We start from the raw sequence: 20,152 nt of genomic DNA, 5'->3' as shown, positions 1-20,152 counted from the left end.
AGCTACCGCGTCTCAGCCCGCTGGCCGGCGTTGGTCCGCTTTGAGACGACGGTGCTGATGACGTAGAGGACAACACCTACACCGATCAGAATCGCTGCGCGCAGCCAGATCTCCGCCGACTGCTGGGTGAGGAGCACCAGGCAGGAAGCGACACCCAGGTAGGGGATCACCGTCGGGATGCGGAAATGCTGGTGCTCCACCCGGTCCCGGCGGAGCACCAGGACCGCGACGTTCGTGCTGATGAACACGAAGAGCAGGAGCAGGACGACTGTCTCGGCCAGCGAAGCAAGGTCACCTGTGAGGGTCAGTGCCATGGCGATCGCCGTCGTCGCAATGATGGCCACCCACGGAGTGCGGCGGTTGGGTAGCACCTTACCGAGTACCGAGGGCAGGAGCCCTTCCTCGGCCATGCCGAAGGTCAGCCGGCTCGCCATGATCATGGTCAGCAGTGCGCCGTTGGCGACAGCGACGAGGGCGATCAAACTGAACAGCCACGGCGGGATGCCGAAGCCTGTGGCGTTGACAACGTCGAGGAGGGGCGCGGTGGACCCTGCGAGGTCCTCGGCGGGCAGCGCGGCCGCGGATACCAGGCCGATCAGCAGGTACACGGCGCCTGCGGTGGCGAGGGCTCCGAACAGGGCTTTCGGATACACGCGGGCCGGATTGCGTACTTCCTCCGCGACATTCGCCGACACCTCGAAGCCCACGAAGGAGTAGTAGGCAATGAGGGACGCTCCCAGGACGGCAACTGCCGGATTGGCGTTGGCCGGGAACTGTGAGATTTGCTCGGGATTGCCATTGCCCTGGCCGAGGAAGACAGCCACCAGGACGATGACCAGCACCAGTCCGGAAACCTCGATGACAGTCATCACCACGTTGGAGCGGACTGACTCCTTGATGCCGCGGGCATTCAGCAACGCCAGCAGGACAAGGAAAACGACGGCGGCCCAGGCCGGCGGCACGGCAATGAAGGCGGAGAGGTAATCACCCGTGAAGGCGAGGGCCAGGCCGGCAGCACTGGTCACCCCGGCTGCGAGCATGCAGAACCCCACCAGGAATGAGATGAACGGGGTCTTGTATGCCCGCTGGGCGAAGACCGCAGCACCGCCTGCCTTCGGGTATTTGGTCACGAGCTCCGCGTAGGAACCCGCGGTGAGGAGCGCCAGTGCCAGTGCAACAACCAGTGGCACCCAGATGGCCCCACCAACCTCAGCCGCGATGACACCGACCAGCGCGTAGACGCCGGCGCCGAGTACGTCACCAAGGATGAACAGGTAGAGCAGCTTGCCGGAGATTCCTTGCCGGAGCTTTGAAGGGGCGGCGGTTTCGGTGGTCATCGTGTGCGTCCTACTCGGTAGTGATCCTGCAGTTTCTAGTGTGCTCGGCTCAGGTGGGTTCTGATCCGGCCGGTGGCATGTCCGGATTCAACGGCTCCATCCTCGGGTCTTCCGCCGTCCACACCTGCAGGACCGCCCAGGTCACGGCGGCTATCGGCACGGACAGGACGGCGCCGATGATGCCGGCGAGGATGGTTCCGGCGGTCAGGGCCAGCAGGATCACCAGTGCATGAAGCCGCAGCGACTTGCCCATGACGATCGGCTGCAGTAGGTCACCTTCCAACTGGTTGACGGCGATGACGACGCCGACCACTATGAGGGCGACAATCGGGCCGTTGGCCACCAGCGCGACGAGCGCTGCCAGAACGCCGGCGATGGTGGCGCCCACCAGTGGGATGAAGGCACCGATGAAGACGATCATCGCGAGCGGAATGGCCAGAGGTACACCGAGGATCAGCAGCGCGATGCCGATAGCAACGGTGTCCACCAGGGCGACGATCGCTGTTCCTCGGACATAGCTACCGAGTACCTCGAGGGTACGGGCTCCCGAACGACGCAGTTTCTGTTCGCGCTCGCCCTTGAAGGGGCGGAGGAAGAATTCCCAGATCTTCTTGCCGTCTTTCAGGAAGAAGAAGAGGATCACCGCGGTCAGGGTGGCACCGGTAAGGAATTCCGCCACAACGGAGACACCCGAGATCGCACCCGACCGGAACTGCGCGCTGGTCGCGTAGTCGATGATCGCGGTACGTGCCTCGCCGAGTTGCTCCGGGGAGATCGGGAACGGCCCGCTCGTCAGGAAGGCCTGAAGCTCATCCAGGCCTTCGGTGGCGGCGGCGATCAGTTCATCAGCCTGGCTGCGGACCGAAAGCACGATGATCGTAATGATCCCTGAGAGAACGACCAGCAGGGCCAGGAACGCTATGGCTGTGGCGAGTGCGCCGGGCACCCCTCGGCGACGCAGGAGATTCACGAACGGGCCGATGGCTGCCGCGAGAATCAGCGCGATGATGACGGGAATCACCAGCAGGCGGATTTGCAGCAGCCCGTAGATTGCGACCACCGCCAGAGTGAGAATCAGCAGGATCTGGGCGGCCCGGGAACCGGTGCGTCCGAGGCCGTCAGCCCACGGGCTCGAGCGGGTGCTGTGTAGGTGGGAACCTGCCATGTGTTGCCCTTCCCGAGGAATAAACCTGTATGCCGTCAAACTAATTGCTAAGCATACTGTGTATTTTCCGGGCGGCTGGAGACAGGTTAGTCCGAGCGTCAGTAGTCGATGCGGTCGGGGAGGTCAGCCCAGGCGCGGAACGGTTCGGCGCTCGCTGAGTCAGGAAGCTCCATTTGCCGCACCTGCATGGAGCGTTCTGCAACGGGTGCTTCGAAGAATTCGTAGAACACGGCGTCGTCGAATCCTGCCTTGGCTGCATCATGCCGATCGGCCGCGAAGGAAATGCTGTCGACGCGCGCCCAGAGTGCGGCCGCCAGGCATAGAGGGCACGGCTCGCAACTGGTGTAGAGAGTGCAGCCCGTCAGGTCGAACGTACCGAGGGATGAACACGCGTTCCTGATCGCCATCACTTCGGCGTGGGCGGTTGGATCATTGTTTGCCGTCACCCGGTTGGCGCCCTCGAAAGCACGCCCGTCCGGGGTGACGATGAGGGCACCGAAGGGGCCACCCCCGTCGTACACATTCTGGGTTGCGAGGGCTATGGCGCGGGCGAGGAACTGCTCCTCCACAGTGCTCATGCTGGAACCCTACACCTGGCTGTTGACCTTGACGCGACGTCAACCTATACGGTGGACAAACAAGGCAGGAGGGCACATGGACCGCTCGATCCAGGACGTAGCGAGACTGGTGGGAACCACGAGCCGCACGCTTCGCCACTATGACCGGCTGGGGCTGTTGCCCCCGTCGCGGGTGGGCAGCAACGGCTACCGCTATTACGACGACGACGCCCTGGTGCGTCTACAGCGGATCCTCCTGCTGCGCGGCCTGGGGTTGGGACTACCTGCTATCACGGAAGTGCTGAACCGGGAAGCTGAGCCTGCTCGCGCCCTCCGGAAGCACCTGGAGCTGCTGAGACAGGAACAGGAGCGGCTGGCGCGGCAGATCGCGTCGGTTTCACTGACCATCGACCAACTGGAAGGAGGTGAACAACTCATGGCAGAAAACATGTTCGACGGTTTCGACCACACCCGGTACAAGGACGAAGTTGAGGAACGGTGGGGCGCCGAGGCGTATGCGACCGGAGATCGCTGGTGGCGGGGCATGAGCGAGGCTGAACGCACGCAGTACAAGGCGCGTACGGCGCAGCTCGGCGCTGACTGGACTGCCGCCGCGGAACAAGGGATTGCGCCTGACAGCGACGCTGCGCAGGAACTGGCACGCCGGCACTTCGAGTGGCTGTCCGGTGTCCCGGGCCTGCCCTCGTCTGACGGTCGGCCGTCGAAGGAGTACTTCGTGGGCCTCGGCGACATGTACGTCGCTGACGATCGCTTCGCAGCGAACTACGGCGGCCGGAAGGGCGCGGAGTTTGTGCGTGACGCACTGAAGGTCTTCGCCGACCGCCGGCTGTAGCGGCTGCCGACGGACGACGACGGTGCTCACCCGGGCACCGCCGTCGTACCTGCCGTGGATAGTGTTCAGGTATGACGATTTCCGCTGGGGCTGACCGCTCCTGGTCCGATGAAGCGATCCGACGCATCGAAGCTGAAGGCAACCGGTCAGCCGACACGCACCTGCTGGCGCTGCCCGTGCCCGAGAGCTGGGGTATCGACGTCTACCTGAAGGACGAGTCGACCCATCGGACCGGAAGCCTGAAGCACCGGCTTGCGCGCTCGCTGTTCCTCTTCGGGCTGGTGAACGGCTGGATCCGGGAAGGAGCCACGATCGTCGAGGCGTCGAGCGGTTCCACCGCCGTGTCCGAGGCCTATTTTGCACAGCTGCTGGGGCTGCCGTTCATCGCAGTGATGACCCGCTCCACAAGTCCCGAGAAGATCACCCTGATCGAGCAGTACGGCGGGACCTGCCACTTCGTCGAGAATGCCTCGGAAGTTTACGACGCTGCAGAGCACATCGCCGCCGAAACGGGCGGACACTACATGGACCAGTTCACCTACGCCGAACGGGCCACGGACTGGCGCGGCAACAACAACATCGCCGAATCGATCTTCCGGCAGATGGAGCACGAGCGGTTCCCCGTCCCGGACTGGGTGGTGGTAGGGGCAGGGACCGGTGGGACCAGTGCCACCATCGGCAGGTACCTCCGGTATAACCGGTACCCCACGCGGCTCGCTGTCGTAGATCCCGAGAACTCGGCGTTTTATCCCACCTGGGCGGGTGGGGCCGCAGCCGTCGGGAAGCCCTCGCGCATCGAGGGAATCGGCCGACCGAGGCCCGAGCCGAGCTTCGTCCCCTCCGTCATCGACGCGATGATCCAGGTGCCCGATGCCGCATCGGTTGCCGCATCACGCCACCTGCTGGCATTCGCTGGAATCTCCGCCGGTCCCTCCACCGGCACCAACCTGTGGGGAGTGTGGCAGCTTGTTGCGCAGCTGAAGGCTGCCGGCCGGCGTGGGAGCATCGTGTCGCTCCTCTGCGACTCCGGCGATCGGTACGCCTGCTCCTACAACGACGATGGTTGGTTGGCCGAGCGCGGGCTGAACCCCGCCCCTGCGCTCGCCGTGCTGCGCCGATTCTTCGAGACGGGGGAGTGGCGCTCAGACTGACCGTTGTGGATGGCGCCGGTTGCCGATAGTTTCTGGGTAGCCGCGATGCCTCTGAAGGCAATGAGGAGTCCAAGATGAGCCAGCTACTCAGGGTCCAGAACTTCAACGTTTCCAGTGACGGCTTCGGCGCGGGCGAAAACCAAAGCCTGGAGCGACCGTTCGGCCACGCGGACCCCGGAGAAATGTTCGCGTGGGCAGGCGCTACGGCGAGCTGGCCGAACCGGACCGACCCCGGCGGAACGCGCGGCCTCGACGACTACTTCACGCGTGACTTCAAGAACAACATCGGGGCCGAAATCATGGGCCGCAACAAGTTCAGTCCCCACCGCGGCCCCTGGGAGAACGAGGACTGGCGGGGATGGTGGGGTGACGAGCCGCCCTTCCACACTCCGGTGTTCGTGATGACCCACTACGAGCGGCCATCCTTCACCCTCTCGGACACCACGTTCCACTTCATCAACGTCGATCCTGTCGCTGCACTGGGGAAGGCGAAAGAGGCCGCAAACGGCAAGGACGTCCGATTGGGTGGAGGAGCAACGACGATTCGGGAGTTTCTCGATGCGGACCTCGTGGACACGCTGCATGTCGCAGTGTCACCGATGAAGCTCGAATCGGGATCGCGCCTCTGGGAATCACCTGAGGAGCTTCTCGACCGTTTCCACCTCGACGTCGTGCCCAGCTCCAGCGGCGTGACGCATCACCTGTTCTGGCGGCGCTAGTCAGTCGCCTCCGCCCAGCACGTCCACATGCACGTGATCGAGATGGCGCAGGATTTCGTTGCTGGGATCAGGGGCGTCGTAATCGTGCCACTGCGCTCTGGTGAGGTGCGCGCTCCAAAACCGGTCGTCGAAGATGACGTACTGAATGTCGAGGTCCTCGGCGTGAGCGACGAGCCAGTGGGCCAGCATCCAGCCGTCGCGCCGATTGTCCTCCGACACGGGACGGAAGAAGATGTCGATGGCTCGTCCGTCATAGTGCGTCGACGCCGCTCCGTGCCCCTGACTGACGCCACCCGGGGCGTACCCGCCGAGACTCTGTTTGCCGAACACCCCAGTCATCGCCTCGAGCACCTGCTCGGCGCGTGGGGTGAGACCGCTGGCACCCAGCTGCTGTTCCTCCAGGCCGCCGGACGCTGAACCGCGGCATGCCAGGCCGGGTCCGGCGTCTTCGGCGGGCCCGTCGGTCAGCCGCTGTATCACGGCGTCGTCGATATCGGAGGTGTCCGGCGCTTCCAACCCGCGAGCCAGGAGCGCGGCGGCGGTCGTAGCCCGCTTGGCCTCGTCACGGTCGAGTCCAACCTCCCCTTCCGCAGTGTGGACGGTGCATTCCGGAAGCCCCAGTGACAAGCTCCCCCCGCTGCGCAAACCGGACACCACGAGCACTGCAGCCGACGCGAGTACCGCGAGCAGCAGGAGCATCACGAACAACCCGACGCGGCGTCGTCGGCCGCCATTCAGGTTGTCGTTGATCATCAGGAGTGGTCCTTCCAGCAGTAAGAGCGGAGGGGACTGGTGAAAGTTAAAACGACAGCTGGTGCGGTGAGTTCCCGGGTGGGCCCTGTGCCGCCCTCCACACAGGGTTCGCACGCCGCCCCCGCACACAGGGTTCCCACCAAGAAAGTTCCTGCCGCTGTACCCTGAAATACTCAGGGCACTACAGGAGCGGTGATGTCAACGGACGAGAATTCTCGGGCACGGGAGGCCGCGGACGTCGCGGAAGAGGTGTCGGACCATAAGGCGCTCGACGTCGTCGCCCGCTTCGGATTCGCTGTTCTCGCTATAGTGCATGTGCTCATCGGAATCATCGCTTTGCAGATCGCGTTCGGGGGAAACGGCGAGGCGGAGCCTACGGGTGCGCTGGAACGCCTGGCTGGGGGGACCCTCGGCCCGTGGACCATGTGGGCGTGTGCCGTCGGCTGTTTCGGGCTGGCTGTCTGGCAGTTCAGCGAGGCTACCCTGCGGGCCCGTCACCTTCCGACCGGGGAACAGATCTCGAAGACAATCTCCTCAGGGTCGCTGAGCATCATCTACGGCAGTATGGCTTTCACCTTCGCGAGATTCGCGTTCGGCGGCAAGGCTGACTCGAGTGAATCTACGCGTGACTTCACTGCGGCGATGATGGGTTCACCCTTCGGGGTCTTCGTGATCCTCGCGGTGGGCGGGACCGTGTTCGGCATTGGGGTGTACTTCGTTTTCAAGGGGATCCTGCGCAAGTTCCGGCCTGAGCTCCGTCACTTCGAGGACACGCGGCGGGGTGCTCTCATCGAGATACTCGGCGTGATCGGCCACGTTGCAAAGGGCCTCGCTCTCATCCTCGTGGGAGTTTTGTTCGTGGCCGCGGTGGTCACCCATGATCCGGAACGGTCCACCGGGCTGGACGGCAGCCTGAAGGCGTTGACCGATCACCCGTTCGGCATGCCGCTGCTCATCTCGATCGCCGTCGGCCTGATTTGTTACGGTGCTTTCGCGCTGGTGCGCTCGAAGTTCGGGCGGATGTGACGGGAGCGCTACTGCTAGTTACCGCTGGAAACTCCGGCGCCGCGAACCCGCTCTTCGACTTCTTCTGCTGACAGGTGTGTTCCAACCGTGCTGAAAGATCCTAGCGGCGCGACCGAATTGACGATGGTCCCGGGGTAGACATGCACGAGGTTGTGGCCCTGGCCGCCATCCCACCCGCGGGCGCCGCCGTCGGGCACGTGCAGATCCTGGGTGTAGCAGGTTGCCGATGCCACGGAGACCGGGATGCCGGCGAACATCGACGAGGTCGAGACATGAAGGTGTCCGGCAAGGATGAGCCGTACGTCCGACCCTTCAATGACCCGGCGCAGACGGTCCTGGTTCCGCAGCTCCGTCAGCACCGCAAGGTTCTGGATCATCGGGATGGGAGGATGATGCATCGCAAGAATGGTGCCCTCCGGTGCGGGTGTCGCCAGTTCTGCCGCTAGCCAAGCGAGTTGTTCGGAATCGAGCGACCCATAGTGGTACCCGGGCACCGAGGTGTCCAGAGTGATGATCCGCAGTCCACCCAGCAGGTAGCTCCGGTACAACGGGGTGGCCGCAGGTGCTTCCCCCAGAAGACAGGCGCGGAGATTTTCACGGCGATCATGATTGCCCATCAGCCAGATGAGCTGTGCGCCGGTCTCTCGGGCCACCGGTTCGACGACGCTGCGCAGCTTCCGGTACGCCGCCGGCTCACCCCTGTCGGTCAGGTCCCCCGTGAGGATGAGGGCGTCCGGCCGGAGATTCGAAGCCCGGATGCTCCCAAGCAATTGCCGGAGCCGGGCCTCGCTGTCCACGGCTCCGTACAGTGGCTCGCCCCTGCCCAGGATGTGGGTGTCGCTGAGGTGAAGGAGCAGGTGTCCGGGCGGCGGGTACTCGGAGGAGAGATAAGTATCCGCAGCTCTGTTGCCGGCAGCCATGGCAGCTAAGCAGTCGCCTCGGCGGCATCGGCTTCTGAATTGGCGTTCGCAGCCGTGAAGACCAGTTTCTCCATGAGCCCCGCAATACGGTCCCAGTGGTGGTGCTTCATAAGCCGCTTCAACTCGGTAGCCCGTGCCTTCCTGCCGGCCTGTCCCTGAAGGTCGACACAGGCCGCCGCAAAACCACGCGCATCATTCCTGAGCTCTACCACGCCCTCGAAATCGGCCACTACGTCGGGTACCCGCGTTGATACAACCGGAAGACCGGCCGCGAGGTACTCAAGCGTCTTCGTCGGGCTGATCGATCTGGTCGATTCGTTCAAGGCAAATGGCATCAGCGCCACATCCAGGTCAGCCATCAGGCGGGGAAGATCCTCGTAGGCCTGCTGACCCAGATAGCTGATGTTCGGCGCTTGCGGGAGATCCGCGGCGTCGATCTTGCAAATGGGACCGATCATACGGATCTCCCAGTCCGGAAGCCGTTCGGCGAGCTCTGCCACCAGGGCGAGATCAAGTCGTTCGTCGAGGACTCCGACGTACCCGGCAGTTCGTGTGCTGCGGTCCGTGCCGGCCGCGCGGCCGGCCGCGGCGTAGTGCTCCGCAGCTACCCCGCTTGGCACGAGATGTGCGTCCTCTCTGCCCTGTTTGACGACGGACCGGTGGAGCGATCTCCCTCCAGCGAAAACGACGTCGGCTTTCCTCAGGGCCTGCCGCTGGCGCACCAGAAGCTCAGGAGCGGCATCCTTGAAGGCCGCAAGGTCATCCATGATGTCGTACACCAAAGTGGTGGGTTTGAGAGCGAGGGCGGCCTCAAGTGCAAGCGGCGTATAGATCCAGACGACCCGCTCACCCTCGGGCTCGCCGATCAGCTTCGGGAGTTGTTCCACGTAGTCGGGCATCACTTCATCGAAGAAGCCGACGTGCCTGCCCTGCTCGGGGATCTCGAGCCAGACGCGTGTGAGACCGTCGACCTCGTTGCTGTTGAGCCGATTCTCGGTGGTCCCACCCGCAGGAGTGAGCGGCTCCTCCACGAACCATGTCTTGCGCGCCGGCGCTTTGCCGAGCCTCGACACGAGTTGCTGCGGCCGCTGCCAGACCCAATCCCAGCGGAGGTGTGACAGGACAATGAGTTCACTTTGCATCGACGATCCTCAATTCCATACGTGTGGTTGTTCGGGGGAGGCTGGATCCAATATCGGTAGAGGGCGGCTCCTGCCAATTCCAGTGCGACATCTGCGGTAGATAGCCCTTGAGCCAGGCGTCCACGGGTTGCTGGAACCGGTAGGCGGGAAGGTCAAGCGCTCGTGCACCGCCGGCGGCCAGCGCATACGAGGTCGCCATGACGGAGCTCCGCCGCTCGAGGTTCTCGTCCAGCCAGTAGACCCCCACGGGGTCAATATGGCCGTCACAGCGGAACAGCAGGGAATCCCAGTCGGTGGAGTCGATGACTGGGAACCAACACAGGCCTTCGAGGGGAACGCCCCGTTCCTGCGCGATCTCGCACTGTTCAAGGACGTACTTGAACCAGGTTGCGCGGTCAGAGGTGTGGCCACGGACGTTCGTCTCAGTGATCATGCAGGGAAGCCCGTAGCGCTCCCAGTACTGCCCGATTTGATCCGCCAGGGGAAGAGGCGTCGGCGTGGGGGTCGATCCTCCCTCTATGGAGAAGTTCCACTGACAGTGAGCGTAGTAGTCCAGCCCGAGGACATCCACGAAGCCGGGGACCAGGCCCTTCAGGCGCTCGCCGCCCACCGGCTCAAGATCGCGTGCGAGCTGGCCGCCGTCGTCGTAGTCTCTGCCGAGGAAGGCATCCAGCACCAGGAAGCGGCGCTCGTTCGCCATGTCAGCGTAGGACTGGCCCGCTGCGTCCGACCCCGTGTGGAACTCGCAGGTGTCTACCCAAACGTGGCGAGCGTGAGGCAGCAGCGTGCGGTAAAGGCGGCTGGCCTCGGCTACCGCGGGCAGCACGTTCACGATCAGATCGACGAAGCCCTGCAGGCCGGAGTGATAGGGAGGCCAAATAGCCTCATGGCCGCTGAGGAACAGGGTGGAGAAGGGTTCATTGAAGAGGGTGTATTCCTCGATCCACGGGTAGCGTCGAGCAAAAGCCTCCGCGTAGCGAAGGTAGGCGTCGCCGAACCGTGCATCGGCGAACCCGTCGGAAAGCCAGCGGGGGTAGCTCGTGTGATGGACGAGGTCAACGATGGGGCGGAAGCCCTCGTCCCGCAGGAAGCCGAGAACCTCATCGGTCGTCGACCAGTCATAACTGCCCTCGGTCTCCTCGACGCGATGCCACCTGACCGGGTATCGCAACCGCACAATGCCGGAGTTGCTCAGTAATCGCAGGTCCTCCCGCCACCGGAGGTCATGTTGGGTGGTTTCGAAGATGTCCCGATCGTGAGCCGGCAGGAACGTGCTTTCGAACCCGCCGATCACTTCGATGGGTCGGTTACAACGTGGCCCGGTCATGGCGGTCTCCCAACTCCTGGTAGACGACGTCGAGCAGTTCGGCTGCGCGCAGGTTCAGCCTGCGTGACTCGTCGAGGTCGGCGTCGAGGCGTGCTACTTCAGCTTTCAGCGCCTGCACTTCCAGCTGGAGGTCCGCCAGCTGGTCCATGACGTCACGGTGCGATGTCCGCTTTCCTACCCGGATCCTCTTCACCTGTTCTCCTTCCGTACGACGACGCGTCTGTGTGTCGGGCCTGCATCTGCCTCGTTCTGTGCAGCTTCTTCCTCGTCCTCGATGCTCAGCTCGTAACGATGGAGCTGTTCCTGGAAGCGATCCCAGTCGACAGGCTGGCAGCCGCTCCACCGGACTGGTTCGCCGGTGCTGCCGGTCCTGATTTCGAACAGTGCGCGACTGCCGCTGTTGTTGAGGAGATGTTTGACCAACATCAGGGTGGTGTCCCAGCCGAGCGGACTCAGCGCGTCGAAAAGGTGATTCCCGTAGACATGTACCGGGTTCGTGAATGCAGTGCACAGCTTCCGCACGTGGAGGGCGGAGCGCGCTGAGTTCAGGTTGGCCGTTTCGAAGTGAGAGGACCCTGTAGCCGGGTCTTGTTGAGCCCGCGCGTACTGGATGGCTGGGCGGCTGTAATCAATTGCCAGAACTCCGAACCCAGAGGCTGCAAGGAAGCGAGCATCAGCGCCTAATCCGCACCCGAGTTCCAGGACGGTGGAGCCCTCTCCGAAAACCTGGAGAGCCTTCCGGGCAACGTCTGACTCGGTGTCGGCTGGGCCCGCGGCGATGTCCACCCTGTGGTGATCCTCCCAATTCTCCCGGTCGACATCGAAGTGGTTCAGCCACCAGTAGAACCGGCGGAATGCAGGAGGCGGGGTGACGAAGGTGAAGGTCGGATCAGGCGTCTCCCAGGTGGGCCCATAGATTGCTTCGAGGAGTTGTCCGGGCTCCGCTGGACCGGGGAGCAGGCGCCCGTTAACGGGAAGCGGCTTCAGGGGGAGAATGGTTACGCGCTCGGCACGCTCCCGTGCGTGGAAGGTGCCGTAGAACCATCCGGAACACACGAAGTAACTGAAAATGTCGATGTAAAAGCGGTCAGTGATGCTTCCGCCCGGAAACATCAACTGGAGGTGTCCGCTCGAATGGCGCACCACTTCATACCCGTGGGTTAGCAGTGTTCGTTCTATCGTGAAGCTTTCCAGGGCAACGTCGGACGGATTGCCGTGCGTGCTCAGGTAGGCGAGGTCGGCGTCGTCGTCGTTTGCCATGATTCTGCCGTTGCGGACAGGTCCCAGCAAGGTGCCGCCGGTGACGAAGAGGTCGATCCCCAGTTCGCGGCGGAGGACGCTGATCAGGTGCTCGACCTCGTCGAGGACCTCCTCGACCAGGGCAGCATCCCTTCCTTCGAAGGAGCGGGCAACGCGCCCCCACTTGTTGACCACCTGGGGGAAGCCCGTGCCTGGTTCTGTCAGGTGCAGTTCGTCGGTTGTGCCGTCAAAGGAGACGAGCTGCTCTTCCACCACTCGAATACCATTGCGCTCGACGGCGAGGGCTGCGCGTCCGGCCAGCCGTTCAGCCAGTGCAGGTGGCCACTCCACAGACCAGCTGGGCGCCGCCGCAGCTTCGCTCGGCGCCTTGAAGGTCCAGATTCGCCGGCCACCAAGCAGGAGGGAAAGGGGTTCGCCGGCAGGGACGGTCACCTTAGAGACGGTCAGCCGCAGCGTGTCCGCCGTCAAGGACCCGTTCAAAGGACCGATTCCAATTCCGTGAGCAGGGGGTCTGTCTGCGGTAGGCGGACATCGAAGATCTGGCCGGTGGAGTCGGAAGCCAGCACCTGAACACTTGAGGAAGCAACGGTGGCCGCCTGCACCAGCGTGTTCTGGTCCTCCATCCCGAAAGCCTTCTCCCGCATTGGTGTGGCCGTGCGGCTGGGACTGATGCAGTTGACGCGGATGTGATCGCCACTCCATTCATCAGCCAATGCCTGGGTCAGGTTTACCAGTGCAGCCTTGGTAGCGGAGTAGACGGTGTACTTGGCGCGGCCACGGGTGTAGGAGCTGGAGGAGAAGAGCAGGAGCGAGCCCTGCGACTCCCGGAGGTAGGAGTGTGCCTCCTGCGCCACAACGAACGCCGCCATCAGGTTGACTCCGACATCATGCTGCAGCTGCTCGTCTGTCAGGGTGACCAGTTCGCCCACGGTCAGGACGCCGGCGGTGAGCACGATGTGATCTATTTTCCCGAAGCTTGCCGCTGCGGAAGCGAGTGCGCTCCGGACGGACGCCCGGTCTTCCACGAAGGTTCCGCTGCCGGTCCGGCTGTGGCACACGACGTCGGCCCCCGCCTCCTTCAGCTGCCGGGCAAGCTCAGCACCGATGCCCGAGCTTCCTCCGAGCACCACGACGGACGCGCCCCGAAGCGTTGACGTGGGTAGTGGGATCGCCCCGGGGTGCTGGTGCTTGAGCTGGAACAGCTTGTCGGCAAGGTGGATGTCGATGGGATGGGTGAGCTTGATGTTCGCTTCATGTCCGGGGACAACGAAGATCGGCACCTCCGGCTGGTACTTGAGGACCACGCTGCAGTCATCCGTTGCGGCGAAATCCGGATCCTGCCGGGCCAGTGAGTAGGCCCGCATCAGCACCTCCCATCGGAAAGCCTGCGGTGTCTGGCCACGCCTGAGCGATGCGCGAGGGGGTACGGCCCGGATCAAGTCGTGCTCGTCCACCTCGATGATGGTGTCGGCAGAGGGAATGGCGGTGTCCACGGCGGAATAGGTGTCCAGAGCGTCGACGCAGGACGTGATGATTCCGGCGTCGAGAAGGGGGCGGACGGCGTCGTGGAAGATCACCTTCGCCTGGGGATCGGCGATCTCCTCTAGGGCAAGGAACGATGTTTCATTGCGGTCCCGGCCGCCGGCGAGGATTGTCGTGATTTTGGAGTAGTGCGCCGTCGGCAGTAACTCTCGCGCCCGGTCGATCCAGTGCGGGTCCATCATCACCAGGACTTCGTCGATGAGCTCACAGTTCTGGAAGATCTCTGTGGTGTGCTCGAGACTCGTTTTCCCCGCGATAGGCACCAGTTGCTTTGGAATATCAAGGCCCATCCGGGTTCCGATTCCACCGGCAAGAATCACTCCGACAGTTCTGGAGCGAGCCGACGTCCGGGCGTGCATGTTCCCGCCGAGCGCTTCATTTCTATCCACCATGGTCCCACCCTGTTCCCGGTCGAGCAGCAGTTTAGTAAGCATACTGACGACCATGATGTTGCACCACGACGTGTTTACTGCCGGTTGGGGTTGAGTTCACCCGGGATTGGTGTCGAATTCATTGCGAACTAGCGGAATGCGGGACCGGTGCATGCCATTTTCGCTGGTCCCTGAACTCCAAAAAACTTGCTCAGATCCAGGGGCATAAAGGAGCGTGAACCACTCAATCTGCCGGAAAGTTACGTCGTTCACGCCGTCAAGCCCTGGACACTCCGGCGAGGCGGAGGACAATCCGGAGGCCGTCGTCGTCGCCCTTCCAGAGGCTGGCCACCAGATCAGGGCCGGTCCGCCGGATCACCGCGCGGAGGACGACGGCGACCACAATCACGTCGTCGGCGTAACCGAGGACCGGGATGAAGTCGGGAACGAGATCGATCGGGAGGACGAGGTACACCAGCAAGCCGACAATGAGCATTCGGACGACCGTCGGCACTTCGGGGGTAGTTACCAATGAGCGGAAAAGCCTGAGCAGGTCCGGCAGCAGTCTCATCGCGCTGCGCATGCTCACCGTTTCCGGGTGACGGCGCGCGTAGAGGTAGAGAAGCACGAGCGCCACCGCGTACAGCAGGAGGAGCCCCGCCAGGATTGCGAGCACCGGTTCCCACCACATGCTCCCACTCTAGGCGGCCACATTTCCACGGCGGCTGTGACCAAACGGACGTCGTTACGGGTCAGGGCGCTCCGGCAGGCGTGGGGATCCTGCGCCGCACCGGCACCGTAAGCACGGCAAGGCTCGCGATCACGAGCGCGACGCCGATCCATCCGGCCGCGGGCAGCCTCTCACCCACGATGACGACGGCGAGGATCGCAGCCACCACCGGTTCCGCCAGGGACAGAGTGGTCGCGGTGCTTGCCCTGACCCGGGCGAGGCCGAGCCCGAAGAACACATAACCGAGGAACATCGGGACCAACGCCATGTAGGCACCGACCGCGAAGTTGTTCCAGGATTCAAGCAGCGGTGCTCCGGTGGCGAGGAGCACCGGCATCAGAAGGACTCCGCCCACTCCGAAGATCGTGCCCATGGCAACCCGTGACGGCACGCCACCCTGCATGGTGCGGTGCGCTGCCCACGAGTACAGTGCGTAGGTGGCCCCTGCCAGCAGTCCAAGCAGGACTCCGACGCCGGCGTTGCCGGCCTCAGCCGCGTGCGCGGGCTCCACGAAGGTCAGGAGCACCACTCCCGCAAGCCCGACGCCGGCACCGATCACCCAGCGCCGCGTCAGCTTGTGCCCGTCAATCACCCGCTCGATGACCGCAGACGCGATGGGTGCCGAGCCGATGGAGATGACCGTGCCGACTGCCACGCCGGCCAGGCGCATCGAGCTGTAGAAGGCGAGAGGGTAGATAGCGACAGAGAGGCCGCCGACGGCGATGGTGAGCCACCGCCGTCGTAATTCCTGACGTGCCTGAGCCAGACCAGGGCTGGCGAGGGCTGCCTGCAGGAGTCCGCCGACCCCCATGGCGGCCGCGCCGATGGCGAGGGGTCCGACATCGGGAGCGAAGCTGGCAACCGTCCCGGTGGTGCCCCACAGCACCGCGGCGATGAGGACGAAGAGCGCGCCGAGGCCGGCACCCGGATGGTGGGTCACCCGTAGAGCTTATCGAGGTGGAAGGGCGCCCGGTCCGTACGAGCGCGCCGCTGCGAGAGCAACCTGATCCGCAAAAGTGCCGGGCTTGCGCAAAAACGTGGAGACTACCCCGCGATCCTGCCACTTATCGGCGTTCTTGCGGCGCCGCATTGGTCAGGGGCGCGGGTTAAGGCCTGTGAGCGTCCCACACCTGAAGCCGCCCGCACATCCCGAAGGCCCGTGGCTCCGGCCGGGGCACGGCGCGCACGACGACGGCATCCCGCAGGTGCGAAGCGTCGCCTTCAGCGAGGGAGGCCAGTTGAGCGCGAGTCGTCTCAACGTCGGCGAGGACGGTGTCCGACCAGAGCCTGGCCCATTCCTCCACACGGGGCTGCACCAACGCCGTGGCGGCCGCGTAAAACTCCTCGAGCGGCCCCCGGTCGCCGTCCTCTAGGGCAGCCAGCAGGGAACCGTAGCCTTCGATCGCGAGATCGCGCCGCCGTCGTGCTGCGTCCGCCCGCTCGCTTTCGTCCCCCTCGGGCAAGGTGGCCGCCAAGCGATAGCGGTCAGCATCCTGCACGATCTCGAGTGGGAAGGTGAGCACCGCATCGCCTGCCTCGGGCAGGCCCGAGTTCTGCATGACCGTCAGGATGCGCAGGTCGCCGGTGTTGATGAGCCGGTGCACGGTGCCCGGACTGAACCACAGCACAGAACCGGCTGTCAGGGAATCTCGGGCGTAGCCCTCCGACGAGAGCGTGTGTACTTCCCCGGAGCCGCCGACCACCACATAGCCCTCGTTCGACACGGTGTGCAGGTGCGGGGTCCCGCCGTGATGACCGTCTTCGGTCTCCCATTCGTAGACACGCAGATCACTCATGCCTACGCTGCCGGGGAACAGCGGCGGCGAAGCACTCACAGGGCCGCCTGTTTGGCCAACCGCTCGACGTCGTCGCGCTCGCAGATGCGGTCCACGAAGACGTACCGGTGCTGCAGCCGCAGCGACTCTCCCGGTGCCAGCGATATCCCCTCGTCGAACGCGGGGGAGGGGGCCAGCGCCGCGAACGGCTCGCTCCGGACGAACCACTTCAGCGGAACCGACGACGACGACGCCCCCGCCAACGCCACAATGGTGGCACCGCCGTCGAGCTCGTCATTGTCCCCAACCAAGGCAATCCAGGGTGCGGAGGTGCCCATCATCGCTTCCCCGTCGACGCCGTCAGGACCGACGATCGCACAGCCGGTCCAACTGCGGGGACCACGCCAGAAGAACCCCGTATAGCCTGCGTTCGGGCGTCCGTGCGTGGTGGGACTGCCAAGGTCGAGAACACGGTCGGAGATGTTGGTGAGTTCGGTACTGAAATCCAGCTGCCAGGACTCTTCCTGCAGGTCCACGCTGGAGAACACGGTCTCGCGCTGCTCCGAGATCCACCGCTCGCCGGCGGAGTTGCGCCACGTCAGCTCCTCACCGAGCGCGATGCGCTCCGGGGCTGCGGACACAGCAGGGAACCCGTCGTGCTCGATCGAGCCCAGGTTGTCCCTCCACTGGTAGTCGGTCTCCGGAGAGAAGGTGGGCCCGCCCCAGAAGTTCTGTCCGGAAACATGGGACCACGTCATCTGCAGGCCCTTGTGCCAGCGATGGTCCCAGGGGCGGAAGCCGGTCAGGGGCGCCCCGCTCAGCGTCCGGAGAGGATGCAGATACGGCTTTGGCGCTTCGGACCGGGTGGCAGGTGGAATGAACACGTACGTCGCCAGGTCCACGGAGCCGCAGGAGATCACGAGCTCGCTGTTGTTCGGACGGCTGAGCTGCAGGTCAGGCATTCGCTGTTTCCCCGATCGTTGAGTGTTCACCATTCATGGACCAGTAGAACGGATTGTCGCGGGTCAGCTGGTTGCGCCGCACCCGCCGTCCTGTGATGGCCGACTGGTACAGGCCTGCCACGAGCTCAAGTACCCGCCGTCCGTCGTGACCGGATGCTGCCGGCCGTTCCCCACGTTCGAGGGAGGACACAAGCTCCTCTAGCTGTACGGCATGCGAGCTGGCGAGGTTCTGGGTAGGCGCCCAGGAGCTTACGGTGTCAGGGTTGACGTGTGGCGCCGGCGTCCACTTCCAGTGCGAATTGTCGTAGCCGTACAGGTGCTCGACCTCCACGGTGGCATCGGCGAAGTCGAAGCGCAGGTAGCTGGTTTCCCGGGGAGACAGCACACTGTTCACCACGGACACGATCGCGCCGTTCTCGAACGTGACGTGGGCAAAGGATACGTCCTCGGTTTCGACGTCACGGCCGAGAGTTGCCATGGTGGCGTTGATTTCGGTCCAGTCACCGAGCAGAGAAAGCAACAGGTCCATCTGGTGAATCCCGTGTCCCATGGCAGGACCACCGCCCTCGGTCTCCCACTTGCCCCGCCATGCGACGTCGTAATAGGCCGCGTCCCGGTACCAGAGCGTGTGGCAGATACCGATCAGGGGTTGGCCCAACTCACCGGCTGCGATCTGTGACCGCAGCGTTCGCGCAGCCGAGCCGAACCGGTGCTGGAAGACGTAGGACGCATACGGGCCGTTCTCCCGCTCGTGTTCGAGGATCGCGTCGTACTCGGCGAGCGACAGGGTCGGTGGTTTCTCACACCAGACCGAGGCGCCGGCGTCGAGTGAACGGATCACCGCGTCGGTGTGGGAGCCGGGGGGAGTGCATACCACGACGAGGTCGGGTTGCACCGTTTCGAGCATGTCCGGCACCACCGTGAATGAGTGCGGCGCGCCCCATTCACGGGCCACCTCGGCGGCGCGGTTGCCGTCCATGTCCACGATCGCCGCAATCTCGATCCGGTCGCCGAGCCCCCGCAGCCCGGGCAGATGCTGGCCCTGTGCGATTCCTCCGGCTCCCACGACGGCGGTACGGATGGGTGTGGTGCGAACTGTCACTGTGATCCTTTGCCTTAGCTGTTGGTCAGTGCTGCTTCGACATGCCTTGACGGCTCGTAGCTCTGAGTCTGTGCCGTGCTCCTCACAGCCGCTCGGATGTCGGCGAGGGTGGCGCCCTCACCGAGTGCGCCGTCGGCCCGCGCCTGGACCAACACGTTGCCAAGCGCCGTCGCCTCAACCGGACCGGCAACCACGGGCAGACCCGTAACGTCGGCGGTCAACTGGCATAGCAGCCGGTTCTGCGATCCGCCGCCCACAATGTGGACGACGTCGATCGGTTGTCCGCTGAGGTCGGCGGCTTGGGCAAGCGTGCGCGCGTAGACCTGCGCGAGGCTGTCCATAATGCAGCGGACGACGGCGGCGGGGGACTCAAGCGTGGAACCCGCCGCGGCCCGGATGCGGTCCGGCATAGTGTCCGGCGCAATGAAGTCATCCGAATCGGCGTCGATCTGTGGGCCGCCGGGCGGCAGAGCAGCCGCCTCCGCCAGGACGTTCTCAAGCGTGACCGACGGCCCCCACTCGCGCAGGCACTCCTGCAGCAGCCACAGGCCGCCGCAGTTGCGCAGGTAGCGGATTGTTCCGTCGACGCCGCGTTCGTTGGTGAAGTTTGCGGCGCGGCTGGCTGCGGTGAGGATCGGTTCGGGAAGCTCGACGCCGACGAGCGACCAGGTGCCGGAGGAAATGTAGGCGAAGTTCGCTTCACCGGCGGGCACCGCGGCCACGGCGGACGCGGTGTCGTGGGATCCGACGGCGACGATCCGCGTTGCGGCATCCAGTCCGATGCGTTCCGCGATCGACGGCAGCAGGGACCCCAGCGCCTGTCCGGGTTCGATCAGTGTCGGGAAGATCTGGCGCGGAATCTCGAGTGCGTCGAAGAGGTGGGTAGCGAAGTTGCCCGTCGATGCGTCGAGCAGGCCGGTGGTCGAGGCATTCGTCACCTCGGTTCGGCGCTCCCCCGTGAGCCAGAGCCCGAGCAGGTCCGGAATCAGCAGCGCCTGGACGTTCGCGAGGGAGGGCTCGGCCGCCAGTTGGTAGACGGTGTTGAACGGCAGGAACTGCAGCCCGGTTGTTTCGTAAAGCTGCTCGAACGGAACGGTGGCGTGTACCTTTTCCGTCACATCCGCCGTGCGGGAGTCACGGTAGCTGTGCGGCTGGGAGGTGAGTTCGCCGTCGTCGTGCACCAGGCCGTAGTCCACGGCCCAGGTGTCGACACCGATGCTCACCACCTGCTCGCCGGCGGCCTTCGCCCGCTCCCCCGCGAGTGTGAGGCCGTGCAGCACTTCCTCGAAGAGTGCAGCGACATTCCAGCGCAGCGCGCCGTCGTTCTCCTGCACGCCGTTCGGGAACCGGTGCACGACTTCGAGGGACGGGCCGTCGGCGCCCATCCGGCCGAGGATGACCCGGCCGGATGAGGCGCCGATATCGATGGCTGCGTAGACCGCAGGCTTCGAACTCATCGA

The 20,152-nt window shown here is 64.5% G+C and carries 20 protein-coding genes; 4 read left to right on the top strand and 16 right to left on the bottom strand.

Annotated features, from left to right (window positions below):
• Nucleotides 1-2: 2 nt before the first annotated feature.
• The 3 genes from RIF85_RS02060 to RIF85_RS02050 all read right to left on the bottom strand — a co-directional run bounded on the left by RIF85_RS02060 (nucleotide 3) and on the right by RIF85_RS02050 (nucleotide 3,080).
• Nucleotides 3-1,337, bottom strand: a complete 1,335-nt coding sequence (locus RIF85_RS02060) for an APC family permease (protein ID WP_309070247.1) — start codon at nucleotides 1,335-1,337, stop codon at nucleotides 3-5.
• A gap of 49 nt (nucleotides 1,338-1,386) precedes the next feature.
• A complete protein-coding gene (locus RIF85_RS02055) occupies nucleotides 1,387-2,502 on the bottom strand; it encodes an AI-2E family transporter (protein WP_309070246.1) in 1,116 nt (371 codons plus the stop codon).
• A 98-nt stretch (nucleotides 2,503-2,600) separates the two neighbouring features.
• The gene (locus RIF85_RS02050) at nucleotides 2,601-3,080 is read right to left on the bottom strand and encodes a nucleoside deaminase (protein WP_309070245.1); all 480 of its coding nucleotides are present in this window, start codon (nucleotides 3,078-3,080) and stop codon (nucleotides 2,601-2,603) included.
• 76 nt (nucleotides 3,081-3,156) lie between these two features.
• Here RIF85_RS02050 and RIF85_RS02045 point away from each other — a divergent pair, with 76 nt between their 5' ends.
• The 3 genes from RIF85_RS02045 to RIF85_RS02035 all read left to right on the top strand — a co-directional run bounded on the left by RIF85_RS02045 (nucleotide 3,157) and on the right by RIF85_RS02035 (nucleotide 5,782).
• A complete protein-coding gene (locus RIF85_RS02045) occupies nucleotides 3,157-3,912 on the top strand; it encodes a MerR family transcriptional regulator (protein WP_309070244.1) in 756 nt (251 codons plus the stop codon).
• Nucleotides 3,913-3,983: 71 nt separating this feature from the next.
• Nucleotides 3,984-5,063: a PLP-dependent cysteine synthase family protein gene (locus RIF85_RS02040; protein ID WP_309070243.1), complete on the top strand. Its 1,080-nt coding sequence runs from the start codon at nucleotides 3,984-3,986 to the stop codon at nucleotides 5,061-5,063.
• 74 nt (nucleotides 5,064-5,137) lie between these two features.
• Nucleotides 5,138-5,782, top strand: coding sequence for a dihydrofolate reductase family protein (locus RIF85_RS02035; protein ID WP_309070242.1), 645 nt, complete (start codon nucleotides 5,138-5,140; stop codon nucleotides 5,780-5,782).
• On the opposite strand, the gene RIF85_RS02030 is transcribed toward RIF85_RS02035, so the two are convergent.
• On the bottom strand, nucleotides 5,783-6,535 hold the full coding sequence (locus RIF85_RS02030) for a hypothetical protein (protein ID WP_309070241.1): 753 nt from the start codon (nucleotides 6,533-6,535) through the stop codon (nucleotides 5,783-5,785).
• A 195-nt stretch (nucleotides 6,536-6,730) separates the two neighbouring features.
• On the opposite strand from RIF85_RS02030, the gene RIF85_RS02025 reads away from it, so the two are divergent.
• Complete coding sequence (locus tag RIF85_RS02025; protein ID WP_309070240.1) at nucleotides 6,731-7,561, top strand: DUF1206 domain-containing protein; 831 nt, start codon at nucleotides 6,731-6,733, stop codon at nucleotides 7,559-7,561.
• 14 nt (nucleotides 7,562-7,575) lie between these two features.
• On the opposite strand, the gene RIF85_RS02020 is transcribed toward RIF85_RS02025, so the two are convergent.
• From RIF85_RS02020 to RIF85_RS01965, 12 genes are all read right to left on the bottom strand, one after another.
• On the bottom strand, nucleotides 7,576-8,481 hold the full coding sequence (locus RIF85_RS02020; RefSeq protein WP_309070239.1) for a phosphodiesterase: 906 nt from the start codon (nucleotides 8,479-8,481) through the stop codon (nucleotides 7,576-7,578).
• A 5-nt stretch (nucleotides 8,482-8,486) separates the two neighbouring features.
• A complete protein-coding gene (locus tag RIF85_RS02015) occupies nucleotides 8,487-9,623 on the bottom strand; it encodes a glycosyltransferase (protein WP_309070238.1) in 1,137 nt (378 codons plus the stop codon).
• A complete protein-coding gene (locus RIF85_RS02010; RefSeq protein ID WP_309070237.1) occupies nucleotides 9,613-10,950 on the bottom strand; it encodes a family 1 glycosylhydrolase in 1,338 nt (445 codons plus the stop codon). Before RIF85_RS02010 ends, RIF85_RS02015 begins: the two co-directional genes overlap by 11 nt.
• Complete coding sequence (locus RIF85_RS02005) at nucleotides 10,931-11,143, bottom strand: DUF6752 domain-containing protein (protein ID WP_309070236.1); 213 nt, start codon at nucleotides 11,141-11,143, stop codon at nucleotides 10,931-10,933. The genes RIF85_RS02010 and RIF85_RS02005 overlap by 20 nt, the downstream gene beginning before the upstream one ends.
• Nucleotides 11,140-12,642 carry a class I SAM-dependent methyltransferase gene (locus RIF85_RS02000; protein WP_309070235.1) on the bottom strand — a complete coding sequence of 501 codons (1,503 nt, stop codon included), beginning with the start codon at nucleotides 12,640-12,642 and terminating at the stop codon, nucleotides 11,140-11,142. The genes RIF85_RS02005 and RIF85_RS02000 overlap by 4 nt, the downstream gene beginning before the upstream one ends.
• A gap of 44 nt (nucleotides 12,643-12,686) precedes the next feature.
• On the bottom strand, nucleotides 12,687-14,186 hold the full coding sequence (locus tag RIF85_RS01995) for a bifunctional cytidylyltransferase/SDR family oxidoreductase (protein WP_309070234.1): 1,500 nt from the start codon (nucleotides 14,184-14,186) through the stop codon (nucleotides 12,687-12,689).
• Nucleotides 14,187-14,400: 214 nt separating this feature from the next.
• Nucleotides 14,401-14,814, bottom strand: coding sequence for a DUF1232 domain-containing protein (locus RIF85_RS01990; RefSeq protein ID WP_309070233.1), 414 nt, complete (start codon nucleotides 14,812-14,814; stop codon nucleotides 14,401-14,403).
• 61 nt (nucleotides 14,815-14,875) lie between these two features.
• On the bottom strand, nucleotides 14,876-15,793 hold the full coding sequence (locus tag RIF85_RS01985) for an EamA family transporter (RefSeq protein WP_309070232.1): 918 nt from the start codon (nucleotides 15,791-15,793) through the stop codon (nucleotides 14,876-14,878).
• A 166-nt stretch (nucleotides 15,794-15,959) separates the two neighbouring features.
• On the bottom strand, nucleotides 15,960-16,688 hold the full coding sequence (locus tag RIF85_RS01980; protein WP_309070231.1) for a cupin domain-containing protein: 729 nt from the start codon (nucleotides 16,686-16,688) through the stop codon (nucleotides 15,960-15,962).
• Complete coding sequence (locus RIF85_RS01975; RefSeq protein WP_309070230.1) at nucleotides 16,685-17,590, bottom strand: PmoA family protein; 906 nt, start codon at nucleotides 17,588-17,590, stop codon at nucleotides 16,685-16,687. The genes RIF85_RS01980 and RIF85_RS01975 overlap by 4 nt, the downstream gene beginning before the upstream one ends.
• On the bottom strand, nucleotides 17,583-18,692 hold the full coding sequence (locus tag RIF85_RS01970; protein WP_309070229.1) for a Gfo/Idh/MocA family oxidoreductase: 1,110 nt from the start codon (nucleotides 18,690-18,692) through the stop codon (nucleotides 17,583-17,585). Before RIF85_RS01970 ends, RIF85_RS01975 begins: the two co-directional genes overlap by 8 nt.
• Nucleotides 18,693-18,706: 14 nt before the next feature.
• Nucleotides 18,707-20,149, bottom strand: a complete 1,443-nt coding sequence (locus RIF85_RS01965; protein ID WP_309070228.1) for a rhamnulokinase family protein — start codon at nucleotides 20,147-20,149, stop codon at nucleotides 18,707-18,709.
• Between the last annotated feature and the right edge of the window lie 3 nt (nucleotides 20,150-20,152).

The organism is Arthrobacter sp. (assembly GCF_031179385.1).
In the GTDB taxonomy this organism is placed as follows: Bacteria; Actinomycetota; Actinomycetes; order Actinomycetales; family Micrococcaceae; genus Arthrobacter_D.
The sequence above is the reverse complement of the archived record's forward strand: the minus strand, read 5'-3'. Positions and strand labels throughout refer to the sequence as shown.

Coding starts and splice junctions, on each gene's coding strand:
- RIF85_RS02060 (WP_309070247.1), bottom strand. CDS start 1,337: ATGACCACCGAAACCGCCGCCCCTTCAAAGCTCCGGCAAGGAATCTCC.
- RIF85_RS02055 (WP_309070246.1), bottom strand. CDS start 2,502: ATGGCAGGTTCCCACCTACACAGCACCCGCTCGAGCCCGTGGGCTGAC.
- RIF85_RS02050 (WP_309070245.1), bottom strand. CDS start 3,080: ATGAGCACTGTGGAGGAGCAGTTCCTCGCCCGCGCCATAGCCCTCGCA.
- RIF85_RS02045 (WP_309070244.1), top strand. CDS start 3,157: ATGGACCGCTCGATCCAGGACGTAGCGAGACTGGTGGGAACCACGAGC.
- RIF85_RS02040 (WP_309070243.1), top strand. CDS start 3,984: ATGACGATTTCCGCTGGGGCTGACCGCTCCTGGTCCGATGAAGCGATC.
- RIF85_RS02035 (WP_309070242.1), top strand. CDS start 5,138: ATGAGCCAGCTACTCAGGGTCCAGAACTTCAACGTTTCCAGTGACGGC.
- RIF85_RS02030 (WP_309070241.1), bottom strand. CDS start 6,535: ATGATCAACGACAACCTGAATGGCGGCCGACGACGCCGCGTCGGGTTG.
- RIF85_RS02025 (WP_309070240.1), top strand. CDS start 6,731: ATGTCAACGGACGAGAATTCTCGGGCACGGGAGGCCGCGGACGTCGCG.
- RIF85_RS02020 (WP_309070239.1), bottom strand. CDS start 8,481: ATGGCTGCCGGCAACAGAGCTGCGGATACTTATCTCTCCTCCGAGTAC.
- RIF85_RS02015 (WP_309070238.1), bottom strand. CDS start 9,623: ATGCAAAGTGAACTCATTGTCCTGTCACACCTCCGCTGGGATTGGGTC.
- RIF85_RS02010 (WP_309070237.1), bottom strand. CDS start 10,950: ATGACCGGGCCACGTTGTAACCGACCCATCGAAGTGATCGGCGGGTTC.
- RIF85_RS01995 (WP_309070234.1), bottom strand. CDS start 14,186: ATGCTTACTAAACTGCTGCTCGACCGGGAACAGGGTGGGACCATGGTG.
- RIF85_RS01990 (WP_309070233.1), bottom strand. CDS start 14,814: ATGTGGTGGGAACCGGTGCTCGCAATCCTGGCGGGGCTCCTCCTGCTG.
- RIF85_RS01975 (WP_309070230.1), bottom strand. CDS start 17,590: ATGCCTGACCTGCAGCTCAGCCGTCCGAACAACAGCGAGCTCGTGATC.
- RIF85_RS01965 (WP_309070228.1), bottom strand. CDS start 20,149: ATGAGTTCGAAGCCTGCGGTCTACGCAGCCATCGATATCGGCGCCTCA.